Origin of the sequence: Sulfurimonas sp. HSL3-1, from assembly GCF_039645995.1 — a bacterium.
In the GTDB taxonomy this organism is placed as follows: domain Bacteria; phylum Campylobacterota; class Campylobacteria; order Campylobacterales; family Sulfurimonadaceae; genus Thiomicrolovo; species Thiomicrolovo diazotrophicus.
Window position 1 is genome coordinate 2017690 of sequence record NZ_CP147920.1, and the last position, 19307, is coordinate 2036996.

The following is a 19307-nucleotide window of genomic DNA, read 5'->3' on the forward strand; positions in this document are numbered from 1 at the left end:
AACTGAATGCCGAACAAACAACTGAAAGTACTCGCCGTCGATGACGACCTGATCAACCTGAAGCTGCTCAAATCCATGCTGATGAAAACAGGATATGTCGCTGAAGTCATCGAAGCCAAAAACGGTGCCGATGCCATTGGTGAGCTTAAAAATGCCACAGACATCGACGTCGTACTTCTCGACATTATCATGCCGGTCATGGGCGGCCTGGACATGCTTCGTGTCCTGCGTGCGGACGAGAACCTGAAGCAGCCGCCGGTCATCGTACTGACAACGGACGAGACGAAAAAAGCCGAGGCCCTCGAAGCCGGTGCGAACGGCTTCCTGATGAAACCGGTGCGCGAGAAAGAGCTCAGCGCAAAGATCTCCCAGCTGATCCTCTGATCGGCCGGGCTCCCCCTTCTTTACCTCTACACGCCTGAGAGAACGCGATTGACGGAATAGCGCATATCGTCGTCCAGGTTTTCCATCTTATCCATCATCCACTGCAGATACCCGCGATCATCCGCCGCGATTTCAAAGAGCGTCTTGCCTTTATACTTGCCAAAACGCATCGGCCCCTTGTAAAAGACGGGTTCCTTCGTCAGTGCGACCATCTTCTCGACAGGGTTTTCTCCGGGAAAACGCTCCTGGACACGCGCGCGCAGACGGCTCAAAAAGAGTTTCAGCGTCAGGACGTCGCCGATGGCGTCGTGCGCCTTGATCTCGACCCCCAGTTTCTGCGCTTCTGCCGCTTCCTCTTTGTAGAGCCCCATCTTATAGCGGAAATACTGCAGCCTGTGGGCCTCTTCCTCTTCGAAAACATGGCGGGCACAGCGCAGGGTATCGATGAGTTTCATGCCATTGGCAAACCCCTCTTTCTCCAGCATTCCCAGGTCAAAAGGGGCGTTGTGGATCACGAGGTAGTTCTCGTCCCGGTTCAGCGCCATAAGTGCCCGGTACGCCGCCGTCTCGGTACAGAGGGGTTTACCTTCGATCATCTCCGGCGTAATGTGGTGCACTTCCATCGCGCCGAACGCGATCGGCACTTCCGCGGAACAGAAATCGTTGTAAACCTCCGTCTGCTGTCCCGCTTCCAGGACAATGAACCCGAGCTGGATAATGCGGTCCGTCTCCCCCGCCCCCGTCGTCTCCGTGTCCAGCAATACGAATTTCGCCATGCCTATCGTTCCTCCTCGTCAAAAAGTTCGTTGAAAAGCCGCTCCATATCAAACACGGCCTTGGGCGTCTTCCACAGCAGATGCGGCAGCAGTTCGAGGAAAAAGTAGCCTACATAGATCATCGGATAGAAGACCTTGACCTCGTAATAGAGCTGTTTATAGGTGTGGTGCGCACGGATCCATCGCCGTGCCATTTTCGAGCCCCCCATCGCCAGGTTGACCTCGAAGGAGACAATGAAGCCCCAGACGAGATAGGTAAGAATCGTCCCGAAGAAGAGGTACCAAAAAGAGAACTGGAGTGAATAAAACATCCTGTCATTGTGCCATAGCAAACCCGTAACTAACCAAAAAGTGTCTACAATGTGTCCCATGATATCAAGCGTCTTCGGTTATCTCGGTATTGTGCTCCTGCTTGGCGGCGGACTCTGGCGGATCGAGACGCGCGCGCCCCTCAAACTCTTTACCTGGCTGCCCGCCATCGTCCTGATCTACCTCTTTGCCATTGCGCTCTCTCAAAGCGGCCTCTTCGCCCAGAACGCTGCACAGACTTTCGCCTACAAAGAGGTGAAATCCTGGCTCCTGCCGATGATGCTCTTCATCATGCTGCTCCGGCTGGACCTACATGCATTCCTCACACTGGGCAGCCCCCTGCTGCTGGCCTACGGCGCTGCCGTCCTCTCCATCGCCGGCGCATTCTTCGGGATCTTTGCCCTCTTTGATTTCGGACCGGAGGCCGCCGGCGTCTTCGGAGCGCTTGGCGGGAGCTGGACCGGCGGAACGGCCAATATGCTCGCCGTCGCCGCGGCCCTTGGCATCTCCGAAGCCCAGTTGGGGCCGGCGCTGGTCGTCGACTCGCTGCTCTATACGCTCTGGGTCAGCGCCCTGCTGCTTGCCGTCCCCTTTGCCCGCCGTTTCGACCGCTGGAACGGTGCCAATCCCATGGAAACGAATACATCAGAAACTTCAGAAGGCGAAAGCAACCTCCGCTCCATCCTCATCCTCACGGCTATCGCACTCCTCATCGCGTCTGCGCTCAGATACATTGCCGCACTGCTCCCCCTCCTGCCCGAAAGCACCTGGAGTGTCCTGCTCGCGACGCTTGCGGGTGTCGCGGGCAGTTTCACGCCGATGCGACGCCTGGGGGGCAGCAGCACGCTCGCTTCCTTTCTGCTCTATCTTCTCGTGGCGCTGATCGGGTCGCATGCCTCCTTGCATGGTTTCTCCGAGGTGCCGCGCTACCTTGCCGCAGCTGCCTCCATCCTCATCCTTCACGCTTTCTTTATGCTCCTGATCGCACGACTCTTCAGACTCTCGTTCTTCACGATCGGGGTCGCCTCCCTGGCCAATATCGGAGGGGTCGCTTCGGCCCCCATTCTGGCGGCCGCCTATAACCGTCTACTCATCGGTCCCGCCGTCATCATGGCCGTAATGGGCTATCTGATCGGCACCCTCGTCGGCCTGTTGATCGCCTCCGGCCTGCAGAGTATCGCCGCATGACCATCAGCAGTACGCGCGTCTATCGCGCATCCATTCCCCTCGCCACGCCCTTTGTCACGGCGCTTCGGCGTGTTGAGGATGTCACCTTTGTCGTCCTCGAATTACATACGGACAATGGTGCTCGCGCTTACGGCAGCGCACCAGCGACCAAAGCGATTACCGGCGAAACCCTCGAGAGCATCGAGCAGGCTTTACATACCAAAATCCTTCCGCTTTTACAGGGACGTCCTTTCGAACTGCAAACACTGCTGCATACCGTCGCCACTTGCCTGCCGGGCAACAGCAGTGCCAAGGCGGCGGTTGACATGGCACTCTATATGCTGGCGGCACAGCACGAGGGGCTCCCCCTTTACCGCTACCTGGGTGCGAAAGAAGCAACGCCCGTCACCACTGCCGTGACCGTCAGCCTCGATACACCCGAAACGATGCGAAACAAAGCCACCGAACTTTTCGAGTGCGGATACGACATTCTTAAAGTCAAAGTCGGCGGAGGGGACGGATTGGACGCACAGCGCATCAGGGAGATCGCCAATGCCCTCCCCAAAGCGCAGCTGCTCGTCGATGCGAACCAGGCCTGGAACCTGCAGGAGAGCCTCGCCTTTATTGATGCATGTGCCGATCTGCCCCTCGCTCTGATCGAACAGCCCGTGCCCGCGCAGGATCTTGAAGCGCTCCGTCAGATCACCGCCCGCTCTCCCTTTCCCCTCCTGGCCGACGAAGCCGTTTTCGATGCCGAAGATGCCCGACGCGTACTCGATGCCGGTGCGGCCGACCTCATCAATATCAAGCTGATGAAGTGCGGCGGTCTCGCCGGTGCCCTCGCCATCCTGGACGTCTGCCGAACCTACGGGACCCAATGCATGCTCGGCTCCATGCTCGAAGGTCCCGTCTCGATCACCGCGGCGCTCCACCTCGCCGTCGCCTACCCCGACCGTTTCGCCTGGATTGACCTCGACAGTCCCCTGCTCTACCGTACCCTGCCCTCCGACCTGCCGTTCAGCGTCCACGGCAACTGCTATCGCCTATAGCGCAATTCTTCCATTTCTCTTCACATTTCTCCATTTTCAATAATCCATATACATTTCAATAAATTTTTGTCAAAATGAACATTTTATACAGTATCTTTTCATTTTTTTCTGTTTTTAAGTTTTATCAAAATATTTCGATCTATACTTTGGATTATTTGAATGAAAATATTTAAAAAATAACAGTTTTGTTATCAACTCTATTCGAGGTTGGAAATTATGACAAGCAGTAAATCCATACGTTTGTTTGTCGCAGCTGCCACGACTTTTTTACTTTTCTCCCATGATGGTCATGCGGCGTGTGAAGATCAAAACAATCTAAATCAGTGCAACCGGACCGGGTATTGTGCCTGGGACACGGATGCTGGGGTCTGTAGAACCGGCATGCAGGAGGACCTCTGTTACGATACGCCGGTGACGGAGTGCTCTTTGCATGCTGTCGCGGGCAGCGTACTTGATATCGCGACTGATGTCCTGCCCATCCTCACCCCCATCCTTGACAGCCAGGGAATCGTCTACACCGTCGTCGACGGTGTCATCTACATCGCCTGCGATGTCGTCGACCTTGTCCAAGGTATTCTGGATGCCATCAATATCAATCTGCTGGGCCTTATCCAGATCAACCTGGGAGAAGGCATCCAGATCCTGCAAAAAAACACGATCCCGATCAAGCACGCCAATACGGACGGTGACCTTTCCGATGTTCAGGTCATCGCCGACAATTCGCTGCTCCAATCCCTGGTAGGGCTCGTCGACTTTTGCGGTGTCGACGGGAGCCCCGGAAACTGCCAGCGCGAAAGCGCGCTGCAGCTCAATCTGGGCTACCTCGGTCTTGTCGATCTCCTTGGCGACGCCATTGTGTACGACATGCCGAACATGGCCGTTGCGGACGGGAACCACTCGGTATTCGCGCTCACAACACTCAACATCGATATTCTGGCACTGCTAGGCAACTCATCGTCGCCGCTGCTGTACGGACGCTACGCTAAAAACGGCGAAACGTTCGGCGGCCTCATCGCCAGTTGTTCCGCCGCGGGAGGAGGAGGGAGCGGAGAGCCCTCCGTCCCCTCGACGGCAGACATCGTCGACACCGACGAATACCCCAATTTTGCGAGCCGCCGGGTTCTGAAAACGAAGGTGGCGGGGAACCCGCAGACCGCGCTGACGGTTGTCTACCTCGATCCGACGACGCATGCGCCCAAAACGTTCAACAGCAGCGGAGAGTTCAAATGGTTGCCGCCTCTTGAAGTTCTGCTTTACCGCACGGACAGCAGCTGTACGGACGAGCTTCCCCTCGCGGCACCGACGACGGGAAACCCCGCGGGCGAACCTGTCATCGCCTACATTGAAAGCGGCACGAGCTATGCGGATGCCAATACCTTTACGATGGCTGCCGTCGCCAACAGCAATACCCGTATCCTCGCCAAATACGCGGACTGGGGCGATCTGCTCAACGACCTCGAATCGGCCAGCAGCTGCTTTTTGAACTCCAACTGGGCCGCCAACTTAAACGGCCTTCCACAGTGTCTGAACAACCTGGGAAGTTCCAGTGGCATTTCACAAGAACTGATCGAGAAATACCCCAATATCGCCACGGTATGTCTCAACCCGCTTTTAACGGGCGAGCAGCAGCCGTGCAGCTCCTCCGCCTACGATAACAGCGGCTCCAAAGGCTTTATCCTGCCGGAAAAATACAATCACGCCTACGGCTGCCTGGCCTGTATCCTTGACAATGCTGCGGATGTGACGGCCTGTTCAAGCGACAATTTTGCCATCCGGCCGTCATCCTACACCTTGGAGCTCAGCGACCCCACTACCCCCAAGATCGCCGGCATGTCCTATACACTGGCATCCGACGCCCTTTACGTCGGCGGGGGAACGGCACCGACCAGCGGTTATACCACGACGCTTGACAATACCAACGACAAAAATGCCTCTTTCATTTTCAGTCCTGTAGCTGCCGCGACCAACTGCCCTTACGGCGATCACGGTTTCACGTTCAGCTTCACGGACGGTGTCGGCTCGGGTTCGATCAGTTACCCGAACGTCGGCGATGTCAATATCACCCTGGCCGATGCAAACTGGACGGGTGTGGATCAGAACAAAGTCGGATGGCAGGAGTGCCTTCCCGATTCGAACAGGACATCCCCTGACCCCGTAGGCTGTTTGGTAACGGCAAGAGTATCCGAACGTTTCATCCCCGACCATTTCGACGTCAACGCCTCGCTCGACAACGCCGGCAGCGGCTTCACCTATCTTTATGACATGAACAAAGACAACGACGTCAACCAGACAGGTTATGACTACAACCTCTCAACCGCCTCCCTGGAAATAGAGGTATCGGCGATGGGTGCGAACGGCATCGGTACCCTGAGCAACTATCTCGACAGCTGTTATGCCCAAGACACCAATATCACGCTGCAGACGGCGGGAACACAGATCAGCCCGCCGTCGGCGCTGGACTATTTTCTCTATTTCAACCCGACCGAAGCGGATCCGAATGTTTCTAACAGCGGTGAGGGAAAAACCGCCCTGCCCGCGAACGGTCTATTGAGTTCCCTGCCTATTACCAACGTCACGGCAAGTTTCCCGTCCCGGACGGCGCCGGACGCCAACGGAACGACGTTGATCGCATACCGGATCAACTTCGACCGTCGAGTCAATCAGCCTGTCAATCCGTTCCGGCTCTCGTTGTCCAGCGTCGACATTGTGGATACCGACGGTGTTTACGGTTCCGACAACAGCCCAAGCCCCGATACTGCCACCTTCCTCTACGGCCGGGTACACGCACCCCGCTACCGTATTGATTGCAGCAGCGCCGCGCTGAGTTCCTGCTCGTCGACACAACCGCTGCAGCTCTTTTTCGAGTTCTACAGCAGCGATAACAATCTGACGCTCAGACGACAATACGCCCTGGACAACGAGCGAAGCAAAGATGCGATCCTCTGGTTCCGCAACACGGACCACAGCGCCCTGCTTGAGGGGAACATTACCGTGCTCAGCCACCGCTACAACGGCTATAACCTCTATACGACATCGGCACCGCTGCATCAAAACGGCGGCATCGGCACTCCGGCGGCCGGGGCTTCCTCGGTGAGCATCGGTTATGACGGCAGCAGAGGCTATCCCTACAAATCATCCATCGGTCTGCATACGCAAAAGTGGCTGAACTACGACCGGTTCAACACGGATCCGGATGTCAACAGCTCTTTCATGATCGAATTCAATGCCGTCGGCCAGAAGACAGGCGAAGGCAACGTGCCCAATACGGATAGCGGGCCGGCCAATTCGAACAGAAGAATCATGTGGTAGATTGACCGCTGATCCATTTTTCAGCCCGTATAAAGATGCCGCAGGCGACAATGGCCTCATCGGAGCGGCTGTTGCGGTGAGGTCCATCCTGTGACCGAGACCCTTTCCGTGCTGCCCCCTGTCGGAGGAGATACCATGCCCTATAGCGTCTATATCGTTCAATGCAGCGACGGCACCTACTACACGGGGATCGCTACCGACCTTGAACGACGCCTCAACGAGCATAACCACTCTGCCAAAGGGGCCCGTTATACGCGTGCGCGCCGCCCCGTCACCCTCGTCTACACCGAACGCCACCCCGACCGAAGCAGTGCGCAGAAGCGCGAATACGTCATCAAGCAGATGCCCCGCAGCAAGAAGAGCGCCCTGATCGGGAAAAGCTAACCTTCAAGCCTCTGCCTGCAGAGGTATGTTATAGTTTTATAAATATCTTGAAAGGCCCCCAATGACCGAAGCTGAAGACCTTACCGACCTGTTGGAGAACGACGTGATCCCCGAGATCGAGTCCTTCATCGACGACCTTTATGAAAAAATTGCCGAAACCAAAAATGCAACAGACGAGGACAAGACGCAGCTGGCCGAACTGCAGGAGCTGAAAAAGGAGTTCGCCCTGCTGCTTGACGAGGTCAAAAACGGCGAACTGGACGAAGAAGAGTGTCGCGCCGTCATCGACGAGATCGACATGATGCGCGAAGAGGAGGAGTAAGCAGGCCATGAAAAAAACACTGACCTTTATCGGCAACGGCAATATGGCCGTCGCCATGGCCAAAACCCTGAAAGAGCGTTATCTCATCGAGGTGGTCGGCCGGGATCTTGCGCATCTTGACACCTTTGAAGCCGCCGTCGGTACCGACGTCACCAAGCACCTCCTCAACGACTTCGATATCACCGGGAAGACCCTGCTGCTCTGTGTCAAACCGGCCAATATCGTTGAGGTCGGTACCAAACTGCATGGTAAAGCCGAGGCCCTCTACTCCGTCCTTGCCGGCACAAAGGTTGAAATGCTCAAGAGCCACATCGCCGCCGCCGGGACCGTCCGCGCCATGCCCAATCTCGCCGCGACCGTCGGCAGATCCATGACGACGCTGACCGGCGACCGCCACCTCGAAGCCGAAGCCATTTCCCTGTTCGATGCGATCGGGATGACGCTCTGGCTCGGCAGCGAGAAAGAGCTCGATATCGCCACGGGGCTCGCCGGGAGCGGTCCCGCTTACCTCGCCCTTATCGCCGAAGCGCTCGCTGACGGTGCTGTCAAACAGGGACTTAAGCGCGATGACGCCATGACCGTGATGCGCGGCCTTTTCGCCGGTTTCGGGGAGCTGATCCAGCACGAACACCCCGCCTTGCTGAAAGACGGCGTTATGAGCCCCGGCGGCACGACGGCGGCCGGCTACAGCGCACTGGAAGCGGCCGGGGTCAGAAACGGCTGCATCCAGGCCGTGGAGCGTGCTTTTGAGAAGGCACGCTCCTCCTGAGCCGTGCGCTTTAGTGCAACCTCCCCGTCTTCTCTCCAGCGCTCTCTGCGGAACATTACCGACCCTCCAAAAAGGGCACGGTTCAGCGGCAGAGTTGCCCTCTCGTCCGCGGGCCGAAAAACAGCATCATACGCTTTTCATAACGGGAGACAGGCGACTCTGTGTCCTTGAGATTGTCCCATTTTTTCTATCTTTTTACTTTAAGAATAAATGAAACTATTTCAAAATACAATAGATGTAACAGGTATGAAATGTTTGATTTAAAGTATTTTTCCAAGATTTCAGACAGTAAAAGGACCACGATGTTTGGAAATGTTATTTTTCATTTTTCCAAAACAGCAAGCGCAATTTTGCTCTTTTCAATGCTGTTTTTTCTTCCCCAAACCCTTTCGGCGGCTATCACCGGTGTGCCCGGTGACTGTAGCAGCGTCACAGACACCGCCGTTTTCGATCAGTCCAATCTTTCCTATACGAACCAAACCTACGTGGGGGGAGACTCAGAGAAGTGGGATTATTACTACTTCTCCGTCGATATACCGGGCGAACTTATTATTACGTTAGAGACGAATTCCAGTCTGGATCTTCTCTACAGCGAATCCTCCTGTAGCACTATGACAGATATCTCCAGCCCCTATAGCATCAGCTATCTAAACCCGACGGATCTGATGGTCAAGGTCGAATCGGGCTCGGCAAACCAAAAAGATTATATTCTCAAAGTCACCTTTGTACCGGCGCCGCTTTCTCTCGTGAAAACGAATGTTCCAGGACAGATCCTGCAAAACAGCGCTACCAACGTTGATTATTCACTGATGGGGGTCAACAACCAGGCCTTTGATAGCGGCAGCATCACCATCACAGATACCCTTCCCTCCGAAGCGAACCTCTCCACATTCAACATCATCGATGACGGCGGCTGTACCTGTACGGCCCCGGATGCCTCCAGGACCTTCAGCTGTAGCTGTCCGGCACTGGCTGCGGGGGATTATGCGATTGTTGACTTCAACGTCACCCTTTCCGCGGGAGCGGCCCCGGATACGATCACGAACAACGCCAGTATGACGGACGGGACACAGAGTGCCGTCACCTCGTCGACCGTCGACGTCGTCGATGGCAAAGGGGTTGTCGAACTGAAAGTGGAAAAATTCGCCGAAGCCGATGCCATTCCCGTCGATACCGATTTCTCATACTACATCTTTATCACCAACTACGACAATGCCTACGCCTACGGTGTCCAGATCTGGGATCAGATGGACCCCAATATCTATTACACCGGCTACGACACTTCAAGCGGATGGATCTGTACCCCGCCGAACAGTCCCGCCGTCAAAGGAGACTCCTTTACGTGTAGCTACGTCGGGACAGACGGCACCGGTGGCATGGGCAAGGGGATCGTGTACCTGAAAATCAACGCGCGCACGGCCAGTGCGCTCGATACCGGCGTCACCGCCGACGTCAATGTCAGCACCTGGAACAACGTCGACCTCGCCGCCGCCAATACCCTTCACAACGACTCCATCACACATGCAAGCAGAGAGGTAAATATTACGTTGAACGACGTTGCACCGGGCGGCGGGGCCATCGGCGGTGTTTACATGAAAGGGGGGCTCGTCGAGATCTCCGAGAACGATCTTAGCGGCGGCAGAAACACAGCGCAGATCCGGACAAAAGTGGCTGCCCAAATCGGGAGAGCCAGCGCTTCTTATGCCGCTGGCGAAACGCATATCCCGACCTACTTTCTCAACGACAGCAGCGACGGCGCCACACCGACAGCCTATAACCCTACGACTGCCGCCGGCTCCAATCCCATTCCGCTGACGGTTATCATCAGACTCGCGAACGATCAGTGCCAGGAGGCGAGCCAGACTTACGTCACCTACACAAGCGATCCTGCCGTAAGCGGTGCACCGCTGAGCGCACTTTTCGAACCCGGCGACAATTCGCCACGTTATGCAGGCGTCAGCAGCAGCGGCATACCCGGTGATTTCAAACTGCGCAACATCGCGACAAAAAAAGCCCGCTTTATTATGAAGTACGTCAATATCAACGAGAAAATTGCCGACTCGGATGAAAAGTGTACGCAGACCTCTACAACCAATCCGGGGAACATCAAAGGGCTGCCGCAGTGTATGAACTCCGGCGGCTCGACAAGCCTTGACAACAACAAATACCTCAATGTCTTCGGAACGTCCGCATTCGTGCGCTGTTTCGGCCAGAACGGCAGCCCCTGCGATTCCAACAATCACGGCTTCAGTTGCGGCGAAGGCAATACCAACTGTGTCGGCTACAATGCGGAATACGACCACGAATACGGATGCTACGAGTGTACGGTCGGGGGACTCGGCTACTGTACGCAAGACAACTTTGCCATCCGTCCCAAAGCTTTTGATTCGAACATCACGACACTTGTCGGCGTCGGCGACCCTGTCAAAGCCGGTCTGGATTACGGTCTGGCGTTCAAGGGACTGACGGGCAATACGGCCGATCCGTCCGAAGCGACCCTCCTCTATAACGAGATCGAAGACACCCTGACCGACGGGACAACGTTCCAGATCGATCTTAACATCAGCGACCCGACGAAGGTCTGCCCGCAAACCAATGTCAATATGACCCCTGCGGTCCACTTCGTCGACGGCGTGGATTCAGGCCTCTTCCGCTTCGACAATATCGGCGATATCAATTTCAGCATCCACGAAACGAACGGAACGGAGTTTGCCAAAGTGGATGTGAACGATACGCCTTGGAGTGACAGACGTATCGAACCATTCAGCATCTCCTTCCGCATCATTCCGGACCATTTCGAGGTCAACGCGACGCTTGACGACTACGGCGACGACTTTACCTACCTCTATGACATGAACCTGTACGACGACTACAATGTCTCGACGGCAAAGTTGGCGCTGGACATCAAAGCGATGAGTGCCGACAACAACGTCACGAGCAACTATATGGAGACCTGCTACGCCAAAGACACCAATGTCACCCTGCAAATGCATGGCACCGCGATCAAACCGGCCGGTTCCGTAACGGAATTCCTCTATTACAACCCGGCGGAAAGTAATGGAACGGCAAACAGCGGGGAAGGTGCATACCTCCTGCCGGGCGGTACGCTGACCACGTTACCAATTGAAAACCTCACAACAAGCTTCCCGAACGACGCCGTGGACGGCAATGGCACGACCCATATTGAATACAAGCTCAACTTCAACCGAAAAGTCAACAAGGTTGTCGATCCGTTGCGCATCGCCCTTACCAAAGTCCAAGTCAACGACACTGAACCATCGCCTTTCACGGTGATCGGCTTCGACGATACGACAGATACGGCCACTTTCCTCTACGGTCGGGGGCATGCACCGCGTTACCGTGTCAACTGCGGTACAGTCGTCACCGGCCCCTGCCTGTCGCAGGATTTGGAGCTCTTTTTTGAATTCTATGCGGACAACGACTCCAACCTGACGCTGCGCAGAGGATATGCTCAAGACAATGAGCGGAGTAAAGATGCTATCATGTGGTTCCGCAACACCAAGCACGATTCCGGGGCGGACGGCAATGTCACTCATCTGAGCCACAAGTTCTTCGGCTATGACCTCAACAGCTCGACAAGCCCCCTCTATCAGGGAACGTCGATCACCGCCCCGGGCAACGGCATCTCAAAGGTGCGGATCGGCTACCGGGGCAGCGACGGTTATCCGTACAAGGCCTCCGTCAATCTTCATACGGATCGATGGCTCAAGTACGACCGTTTCAACGCCAACCCCGACGTCAATGCGTCGTTCCTGATTGAATTCAACGCCATCGGCGTGGAGGCGGGAGAGGGCAACCTTGACGGTACGGACAGCGGTCCGGCCAACTCAAATAGGAGAATCCGGTGGTAATGAAACGCGCATTTACGATGATTGAGATGATCTTCGCGATCATCATTATCGGCATCACGGTTGCCGGCGTTTCGCAGATCATGACGCGAAGCGGGAATACGATGGAGGGGGCGCTTTCGCAAGAAGCGGTCTTCCTGGCATCCATGGAAGCAGCCAAGATCTTTTCGCACCGATGGGACCCTAATTCGAAAGACACCTCGAGCGAACTCGCCTATTCAAAAATTCTCGATACAAACTGGGATGCCAACCACAAACGCACCTGTCTCGACACTGCAACGGGTTCGAAATATACGGTCCCGTGTGCTGCCGACGACATCCAGACCGTCCTGCGCTACGGCGGTATCGCCGAGGATAAACACCGCCGTTTCCACAGCCAGAGTACCGCCTCCTCACAACCCTATCCTGACGGTGTCCCGGATGGTACGACGGATATCAACATCACCAATGAGCACGGCTACAAACGCACCTATCAGGTCGCCGTCAACTCCGGGTATATCGGTACGGCTTTCGCTACGGGGACAGTGGGGGGACCTACCGATATCAAAATGACTGTTGTCTCCATCAATGATAAGAACAACGGCAACGCCAATCTTGTCCGGATGCGGGTCTATTCATACAATATCGGTGAAATCGACTATGCCAAGAGGACGTTCCAATGAGAATGTATTACAGTAGGCTACGGCGTGCGTTTACGATGATCGAACTGGTCTTTGTCATTGTCATCATGGGTATCCTCGCCAAGTTCGGAGTGGAGATTTTCCTGCAGATCTATGAAAGCTATACCCGGACGACCATCGCCGCCTCGCTCTTGAGCAAATCCGAGGCTGCCGTCAGTCAGATCGCCAACCGCCTAACTTATAGGGTCAAAGATTCCATCATCGCCAGCAGCGGTGCGGCGGCATCCTTCGTACCGCTCTCCAGCGTCACCGGCAACGAGACCGTCTTTGAATGGATCGGCCTGGACAGCGACGGTTGGGATAATGGCGACTTCAGCGGCATCATCGACCTTAATGACGGGAATACCACCTATACCCAGCTTCACAGTCCCGGCACCGCTACGTTACCGGCGAACGGCGCACTGCTCTTTATCGGCTCAAAAGTCAATGTACAGAACAGTTTCGGGTGGCATGATACGAATGTCTCTGCGAACAGCCACCAGGATCTTTATGTCTACGACGGTGTCGCATCGCAGAACATCAACTTTACCACCAACCCTTTTTCGGCAGGTGATGAGATCTTTGAGTTCTATCATGTCGCAGACAGTGCTTACGCGCTTGTGCTCGACACTGTCAATCACAAGCTCTATCTCCACCAGAATTACCAACCGTGGCAGGCTGAAATCTATACGGGCACGGGGGACCTGTTGACGGATAACGTCAAAACCTTTACGCTGCAAAAAGCGGGGGACATCATCCGAATCGAGCTTTGCCTCAGCAACAAAGATTTTATGGATGAAGGGGAGTATTCAATATGCAAAACAAAAATCGTGTTCTAAAACGGGGCGGCTTTGCCGTCATTGCCGCCGTTTTCATGATGCTGTTGATCACGCTCATGCTGTTGAAGATGCTCTCGTACTCCACGGACGTCTCTGCGCGTACCAGCAACGACTATCTCAACGAGCAGGCACAGCTGCTGGCGTTCAATGCCACCGAAGACGCCGTCTACCGCATCTCGGGAGAAAACCGCGATGCAAACCTGAGCTGTACAACTTCCTTCAATGACACCTACCCTTCAACGGGGACGGCCATGTTCAATATCAACGTGACAATCCAGTACATCTGGCAAACCGGCATGATCCCCGGCGGCACCGGATGTAACAACATCCTGACAACCGTTTCGACGGATACCCAGCATGGCTCCGCGCTGATCGACGTTTATGTTACATCACACGCTTCACTGAATCTGGATGAACCGATCCGATTCCACCGTCGCACGCTGCAAAAACTGTAAATTGATCTAGAGGGAAGAGACGGCAGAAAGCCGTCGGAAACGATTAATAGAGACCGAAACGACCGTCGTTTCGTTTGTAGAGAACTCGAGTCTTCCCGTCGTTATCCAGGAAGATCTCAAACTGCTTTTCACCCGTTTTCAGCTCATCCAGCACATCGGCGACTTCCCTCGGTTTATAACTCTCCAGTTCAACCGGGATGACTTCGTCCTCCTGTGCTTCGGCCGCCGCTTTGACGTCTGCCGATTCGCTCTTGGCATCGTTCATACTCTCATGGTGGTGATCGCTCAGCTTGTCGTGCATACGGCGCAGCGCCTTCTGTGCCCGCTCGATCGCGATGTCGATCGCAGCATACATATCATCGTCACTCTGCTTGATAACAACAGTATTCTTGCCGGCAAGATTGATGGTAAACTCCACCGAGACACCCTGCTTTTTCCCGATGCTTCGCTTGGCGCAAACCGCCTGTGCCGAAATGATGTCCAGGTTGAACTTCGAGAGCGATGCGATCGCATTTTGCAAATACTCTTTAATGGGATCGGTCAACTCGATCGCTCTACCGGTCAGTGAGATATTCATCATGGAACCTTTCCGGGCCTCGCCCTCTGTGTGAATTGTCGTAGGCAACGATTATAACACAGTAAACATGTCATTTTTCAAGCCGTAAAGCGACAAACGCGCTAAAATATCCCATGCAAATTGAACAGGCCGATATCGAAAAATTTAAAAAACTCGGCGTCTACTCGGCCGCAGAGCTCGCCATTCACGCCCCGGTCCGTTTTGAGGACCGCCGGCTTTACCCCAGGCTTAAAGAGGGCACCGAGCAGGCGATCGATGCCACCGTCGAATCGATACAACGCTCCCCCCGGACGGTGACCATCTCCCTCTATGTGCACAACTTCGGGCACCGAATCGAGGGGGTCTTGTTCAATCCGAAACCCTATATGCTGCGTTTTTTTACCGAAGGGGAACGCACCCTTTTCTACGGCCGTATCGACTGCAGACAGGGGCGCTGCCAGATGAGTCACCCCCAGCGTATCCCCGAGGCGGGCACGCTCACCCCCAAATACAAAACGCCCCTGCGCACCGACGTCATGGCCCGTCTCGCCGCACGCTACATCACCCGTGAAAATCTACTGGATGAGGGGCTGCCCCCCGCTGTTGCCGATGCACTGCTCGGGCTGCACTTCCCTAAAGAGGCTCCGCTGAAGGAACCCACACCGCAACAGCTCTACGCCCTCAAATACACTGAGCTCTACAGTTATATGCGTTCGCTCCAGGGGAAACGACGCTATTTTCATGCGCTGAAAAAACTGGAGGGCGACTGGCGTGTCTGGGCCATGCGTCTGCCGTTTCTCCTGACCGATGAACAGGCAAAAGCCATCGAGGCGATTGAAGCGGACTTCAAAAAGCCCCATGCCGCCAAACGGATGGTCGTCGGGGATGTCGGCGCGGGCAAAACGATGGTGATACTGGCGGCGATGCAGATGGCCTCCCCCCACCGCAGCATCCTGATGGCGCCTACGACCATCCTTGCCAACCAGCTATACGAAGAGGCGCGTAAGTTCCTCCCGGAAAAAAAGATTCTGCTCATCACGAATGCTACCCCGAAAAAAATGCCGCTGGGGGAGGCCGATGTCCTTATCGGCACCCATGCCCTGCTCTACCGCGACCTCCCCGAAGCCGCGCTCATCATGGTCGATGAGCAGCACCGCTTCGGGACCGCGCAGCGCCACCGGCTGGAGAAACTGCTCTCGGAGGGTACCCGTCACCCTCATTACCTGCAGTTCTCCGCCACACCCATTCCCCGTACCCAGGCGATGATCGATTCCGCCCATATCGACGTCAGCCTCATTACCAAGACCCCCTTTCAAAAAGACATCTCGACCGCGGTCATCCACAAGCCTGACTTCCCAACCCTGCTGCAGCACATCCGCGCAGAGATCGCACAAGAGCACCAGGTCCTCATCGTCTACCCCCTTGTCGAAGAGAGCGAGAATTTCGGCTATCAAAGTATTGAAGAGGCCAGAGGTTACTGGGAAAAACATTTTGAGAACGTCTACGTCACCTACGGCAAAGACAAGGAGAAAGAGGCGATTCTTGAAACGTTCAGGGAGCGAGGAGACATCCTTCTTGCCACAACCGTCATTGAGGTCGGCATCTCGCTTCCGCGCCTGACGACAGTTGTCATCGTCGGCGCCGAACGCCTCGGGCTGGCTACCCTTCACCAGTTGCGCGGACGCGTCAGCCGCACAGGCCTCAAAGGATGGTGTTTTCTCTATACGAACTTGAAGGAGAGCGAACGCCTCGATGCCTTCCGCCAAACGGACAACGGCTTTGACATCGCTGCGCTGGATCTGAAGTACCGCAAAAGCGGCGATCTGCTCAAAGGCAGTATCCAGAGCGGGAAAAAGTTCCTCTGGGCAGACATCGGCGAAGATGAGGGAATTGTCCGGGAAGTCAAAGCGGCACTATCGCGCTGAGTAGTGCTAAGTGCCAAGAAGCTTGTCAGCTTCCCTATTGCTGTCAAGGTCGAAACGTTCATTAGCGGGTCAGGCGGATCACCGGGGAATGGAGTGCCCCGAAAGCGGCAGCCTTTTATCCTTTTTTCTTCCCGGTTCGGCTTCTTTTTTGGATAAGCAAAAAAGAAGGGGAACAAAAAAACCTACTACTCCTCTGTTACAATTGAGAAAGTAAGCTTCTCGATCTCTTTATGCTTCTTGATAAAGGCGTTTAGCGTGGCAAGATCGAGGGTTTCGATCTGAGCGAGTTCGCGTGCGGACGCGCCGATCCCCTCTCCTTTATAGTACTCCAGGAAGGTACGCGAAAGGCGCTGGGAAAGGGTCTCGACCCGCAGCGGTTCGGAACCGAGCAGGAAACGCTTCGCCTGGTCAAGCTCCTCCTGGGTCGCACCCTTTTCTATAAACGTGTCGATCACTTCGCGCACGGTTTCAACGGCCTCTTTCTGAGAAGCGATCTTCGTCTGGAGGTAGCCGAAGAAGTAGCTGTTGGAACGGGCGATATTCGCACGGCAATAGGCGGAGTAGGCCAGGCCGCGCTTGACGCGGACCTCCTCCATCATCCGACTGCCGAAGCCGCCGCTGCCGAGGATGAACATGGCGACGCGGCTGATGTAGTGCTCGGCGTCCCCCACCTTCATCTCAAAAGGAGCACCGAAATAGACATAGGCCTGTTCCGTTTTTCGCTTGAACAGCTCCGTCTGTGCCGCCGCGCTGGCCGGGTAGTACCCCAGGCTTTCCAGCGCCCCTTTCGGCAAGGTACTGAGCAGCCGGCGCGCGGCATCCTCCGCGTCCGTTTTGGAGATATCTCCGCCAATCACGACAATGGCCCGGGAGGCCTGGAGGTGATTTTCGACAAAGGCTTTGACCGTTTTGAGTTCCATCGCCTTGACGCTTTCAACCGTCCCGGACGCCGGGGACGCCAGCGGCGTATCGGTGAAGAGCATTGCCCTCAGTTCACGGTTGGCGACATAGTCGAAATCATTCTCTTTGCGGCTCAGCGCGCCGACCATGGTTGTCTTCACCTTCTGAAGGGCCTCTTTACTGAGGTTCGGAGCGGTAAGCAGCTCTTCGAGCAGACCGACCGCTTCACCGAACTCCTCTTTGAGCGAACCCATTTCAAAGACCATCGTCTCCGTCCCGGCATGAACACTGAGATGGATGGCGCGTGCGTCGAGCGCCTCGGCAAAACCGACGGCCCCACGTTTTTGGGTCCCTTCGTTGAGCATTGAGGCACTCACCTTCGCCAGCCCCGCAAGCGCACCGTCCTCGATCGAACCGCTCTGGCGGAAGACCAACTGCATGGAGACGATCGGTAACCGGGAATCGTGCTCAAATATCATCGGCACTTTGATGCCGTTTACTTCTACCTGTTCCACCGTCGTTTCAGCCATTACAATCTGTCCTGTCAAAAAAATGAATAATAGTAGCGCTTTGAGGCTCACGCAAAAAGCTCCAGGGTTTCATACGCCGTATTCCGGATCGCCGGGGTCTCGCCGATATCGCGGATCAGGCGGACCATTTCATCCTTGGCCATACGGAAGCCCGCCCCCGCACTGCGGACAACGTTCTCCTCCATCATCGTTGAGCCCAGGTCGTTGGCCCCGAACTGCAGCGCCATCTGACCGATATAAGGCCCCTGGGTCACCCAGGAACTCTGCAGGTTCGGTACGTTGTCCAGGAAGAGACGCGAGACTGCCAACAGGCGGAGGTAGCGGTTGGCCGAATGTTTTTTCATCTCGGGGAACTCTTCGAGCAGTTTGGTATTCTCGCCCTGGAACGACCACATGATAAAGGCGCGGAACCCCCCGGTTTCGTCCTGCAGGCGGCGGACCATATCCCAGTGCTCGACGATCTCTTCGTCCGTCTCCATCGTTCCGTACATCATCGTCGCCGTCGATTTGATCCCGAGCTTGTGCGCCTTGCGGTGGATATCGATCCAGACGTCGGCATCGATCTTGCGCGGCGCGATGATGTCGCGGACCCGGTCATTGAGGATCTCCGCGCCGGCGCCTGGAATGGAGGAGAGTCCCTTGGCCTTCAGCCGGGTCAGGACCTCCTCGACACTGATGCGCGATACCTTGGCGATAAAGTCGATCTCGATGGCCGAAAAGCCGTGAATGGTGATCTGCGGGTATTTCGTATGGATATGCTCTACGAGCGCCTCATACCACTCGATTTTCAGTTTCGGATGCACCCCGCCCTGGAAAAGGATCTGCGTCCCACCGATGGCGAGCAGTTCGTCTATCTTCGCATCGATCTCGTCATAGGTGAGGACGTAGGCATCCTCGTCCTTCTCATGGCGGTAGAATGCGCAGAACTTGCAATCGACCCAGCAGATGTTCGTGTAGTTGATGTTGCGGTCAACGACAAAAGTCGTGACCCCTTTTGGGTGCAGCGCTTTTTTGCGGGCCGTCGCCAGCTTCCCGAGGGTTTTGAGGTCGGCGTTGCGGATCAGGTCAACCGCTTCTTCTTTGGTGAGTCTGCTCATAGTGGTTC

General features: G+C 55.5%; 17 protein-coding genes. 12 read left to right on the forward strand and 5 right to left on the reverse strand.

Going from position 1 to position 19307, the window contains the following annotated elements; all coding sequences use genetic code 11:
- The first annotated feature begins 6 nt into the window (after positions 1–6).
- Positions 7–384, forward strand: coding sequence for a response regulator (locus WCY31_RS10355; RefSeq protein WP_345969746.1), 378 nt, complete (start codon positions 7–9; stop codon positions 382–384).
- Between the two features lie 26 nt (positions 385–410).
- On the opposite strand, the gene WCY31_RS10360 is transcribed toward WCY31_RS10355, so the two are convergent.
- A complete protein-coding gene (locus tag WCY31_RS10360) occupies positions 411–1160 on the reverse strand; it encodes a 3'-5' exonuclease (protein ID WP_231019025.1) in 750 nt (249 codons plus the stop codon).
- A gap of 2 nt (positions 1161–1162) precedes the next feature.
- Positions 1163–1471, reverse strand: a complete 309-nt coding sequence (locus WCY31_RS10365; RefSeq protein WP_345972315.1) for a hypothetical protein — start codon at positions 1469–1471, stop codon at positions 1163–1165.
- Between the two features lie 58 nt (positions 1472–1529).
- Between WCY31_RS10365 and WCY31_RS10370 the strand changes: the two genes are divergently transcribed.
- The 10 genes from WCY31_RS10370 to WCY31_RS10415 all read left to right on the forward strand — a co-directional run bounded on the left by WCY31_RS10370 (position 1530) and on the right by WCY31_RS10415 (position 14291).
- Positions 1530–2657 carry a DUF819 domain-containing protein gene (locus WCY31_RS10370; protein WP_345972316.1) on the forward strand — a complete coding sequence of 376 codons (1128 nt, stop codon included), beginning with the start codon at positions 1530–1532 and terminating at the stop codon, positions 2655–2657.
- Positions 2654–3685 (forward strand): dipeptide epimerase, encoded by a 1032-nt coding sequence (locus WCY31_RS10375; RefSeq protein WP_345972317.1) that lies wholly within the window; start codon positions 2654–2656, stop codon positions 3683–3685. Before WCY31_RS10370 ends, WCY31_RS10375 begins: the two co-directional genes overlap by 4 nt.
- Before the next feature lie 381 nt (positions 3686–4066).
- Positions 4067–6994: a hypothetical protein gene (locus WCY31_RS10380; RefSeq protein ID WP_345972318.1), complete on the forward strand. Its 2928-nt coding sequence runs from the start codon at positions 4067–4069 to the stop codon at positions 6992–6994.
- A gap of 135 nt (positions 6995–7129) precedes the next feature.
- Complete coding sequence (locus WCY31_RS10385) at positions 7130–7378, forward strand: GIY-YIG nuclease family protein (RefSeq protein WP_345972319.1); 249 nt, start codon at positions 7130–7132, stop codon at positions 7376–7378.
- Positions 7379–7439: 61 nt separating this feature from the next.
- Complete coding sequence (locus tag WCY31_RS10390; protein WP_345969753.1) at positions 7440–7700, forward strand: hypothetical protein; 261 nt, start codon at positions 7440–7442, stop codon at positions 7698–7700.
- Between the two features lie 7 nt (positions 7701–7707).
- Entirely contained in the window at positions 7708–8469 is a 762-nt protein-coding gene (locus WCY31_RS10395; RefSeq protein ID WP_345969754.1) for a pyrroline-5-carboxylate reductase, read from the forward strand.
- 362 nt (positions 8470–8831) lie between these two features.
- Positions 8832–12341 carry a hypothetical protein gene (locus WCY31_RS10400; protein ID WP_345972320.1) on the forward strand — a complete coding sequence of 1170 codons (3510 nt, stop codon included), beginning with the start codon at positions 8832–8834 and terminating at the stop codon, positions 12339–12341.
- Complete coding sequence (locus WCY31_RS10405) at positions 12341–13000, forward strand: prepilin-type N-terminal cleavage/methylation domain-containing protein (RefSeq protein WP_345969756.1); 660 nt, start codon at positions 12341–12343, stop codon at positions 12998–13000. Before WCY31_RS10400 ends, WCY31_RS10405 begins: the two co-directional genes overlap by 1 nt.
- Entirely contained in the window at positions 12997–13836 is an 840-nt protein-coding gene (locus WCY31_RS10410) for a prepilin-type N-terminal cleavage/methylation domain-containing protein (RefSeq protein WP_345969757.1), read from the forward strand. The genes WCY31_RS10405 and WCY31_RS10410 overlap by 4 nt, the downstream gene beginning before the upstream one ends.
- Positions 13812–14291, forward strand: a complete 480-nt coding sequence (locus tag WCY31_RS10415) for a hypothetical protein (RefSeq protein ID WP_345969758.1) — start codon at positions 13812–13814, stop codon at positions 14289–14291. Before WCY31_RS10410 ends, WCY31_RS10415 begins: the two co-directional genes overlap by 25 nt.
- Before the next feature lie 43 nt (positions 14292–14334).
- Here WCY31_RS10415 and hpf read toward each other — a convergent pair whose 3' ends face one another.
- On the reverse strand, positions 14335–14871 hold the full coding sequence (gene hpf, locus WCY31_RS10420; RefSeq protein WP_345969759.1) for a ribosome hibernation-promoting factor, HPF/YfiA family: 537 nt from the start codon (positions 14869–14871) through the stop codon (positions 14335–14337).
- Between the two features lie 110 nt (positions 14872–14981).
- On the opposite strand from hpf, the gene recG reads away from it, so the two are divergent.
- Entirely contained in the window at positions 14982–16772 is a 1791-nt protein-coding gene (recG, locus tag WCY31_RS10425) for an ATP-dependent DNA helicase RecG (RefSeq protein ID WP_345972321.1), read from the forward strand.
- Positions 16773–16957: 185 nt separating this feature from the next.
- Here the strand turns inward: recG and WCY31_RS10430 are convergent, their stop codons facing one another.
- Positions 16958–18202 (reverse strand): pitrilysin family protein, encoded by a 1245-nt coding sequence (locus tag WCY31_RS10430; protein ID WP_345972323.1) that lies wholly within the window; start codon positions 18200–18202, stop codon positions 16958–16960.
- A 47-nt stretch (positions 18203–18249) separates the two neighbouring features.
- Positions 18250–19299, reverse strand: a complete 1050-nt coding sequence (locus tag WCY31_RS10435; RefSeq protein WP_345972324.1) for a dehypoxanthine futalosine cyclase — start codon at positions 19297–19299, stop codon at positions 18250–18252.
- Positions 19300–19307 lie beyond the last annotated feature (8 nt).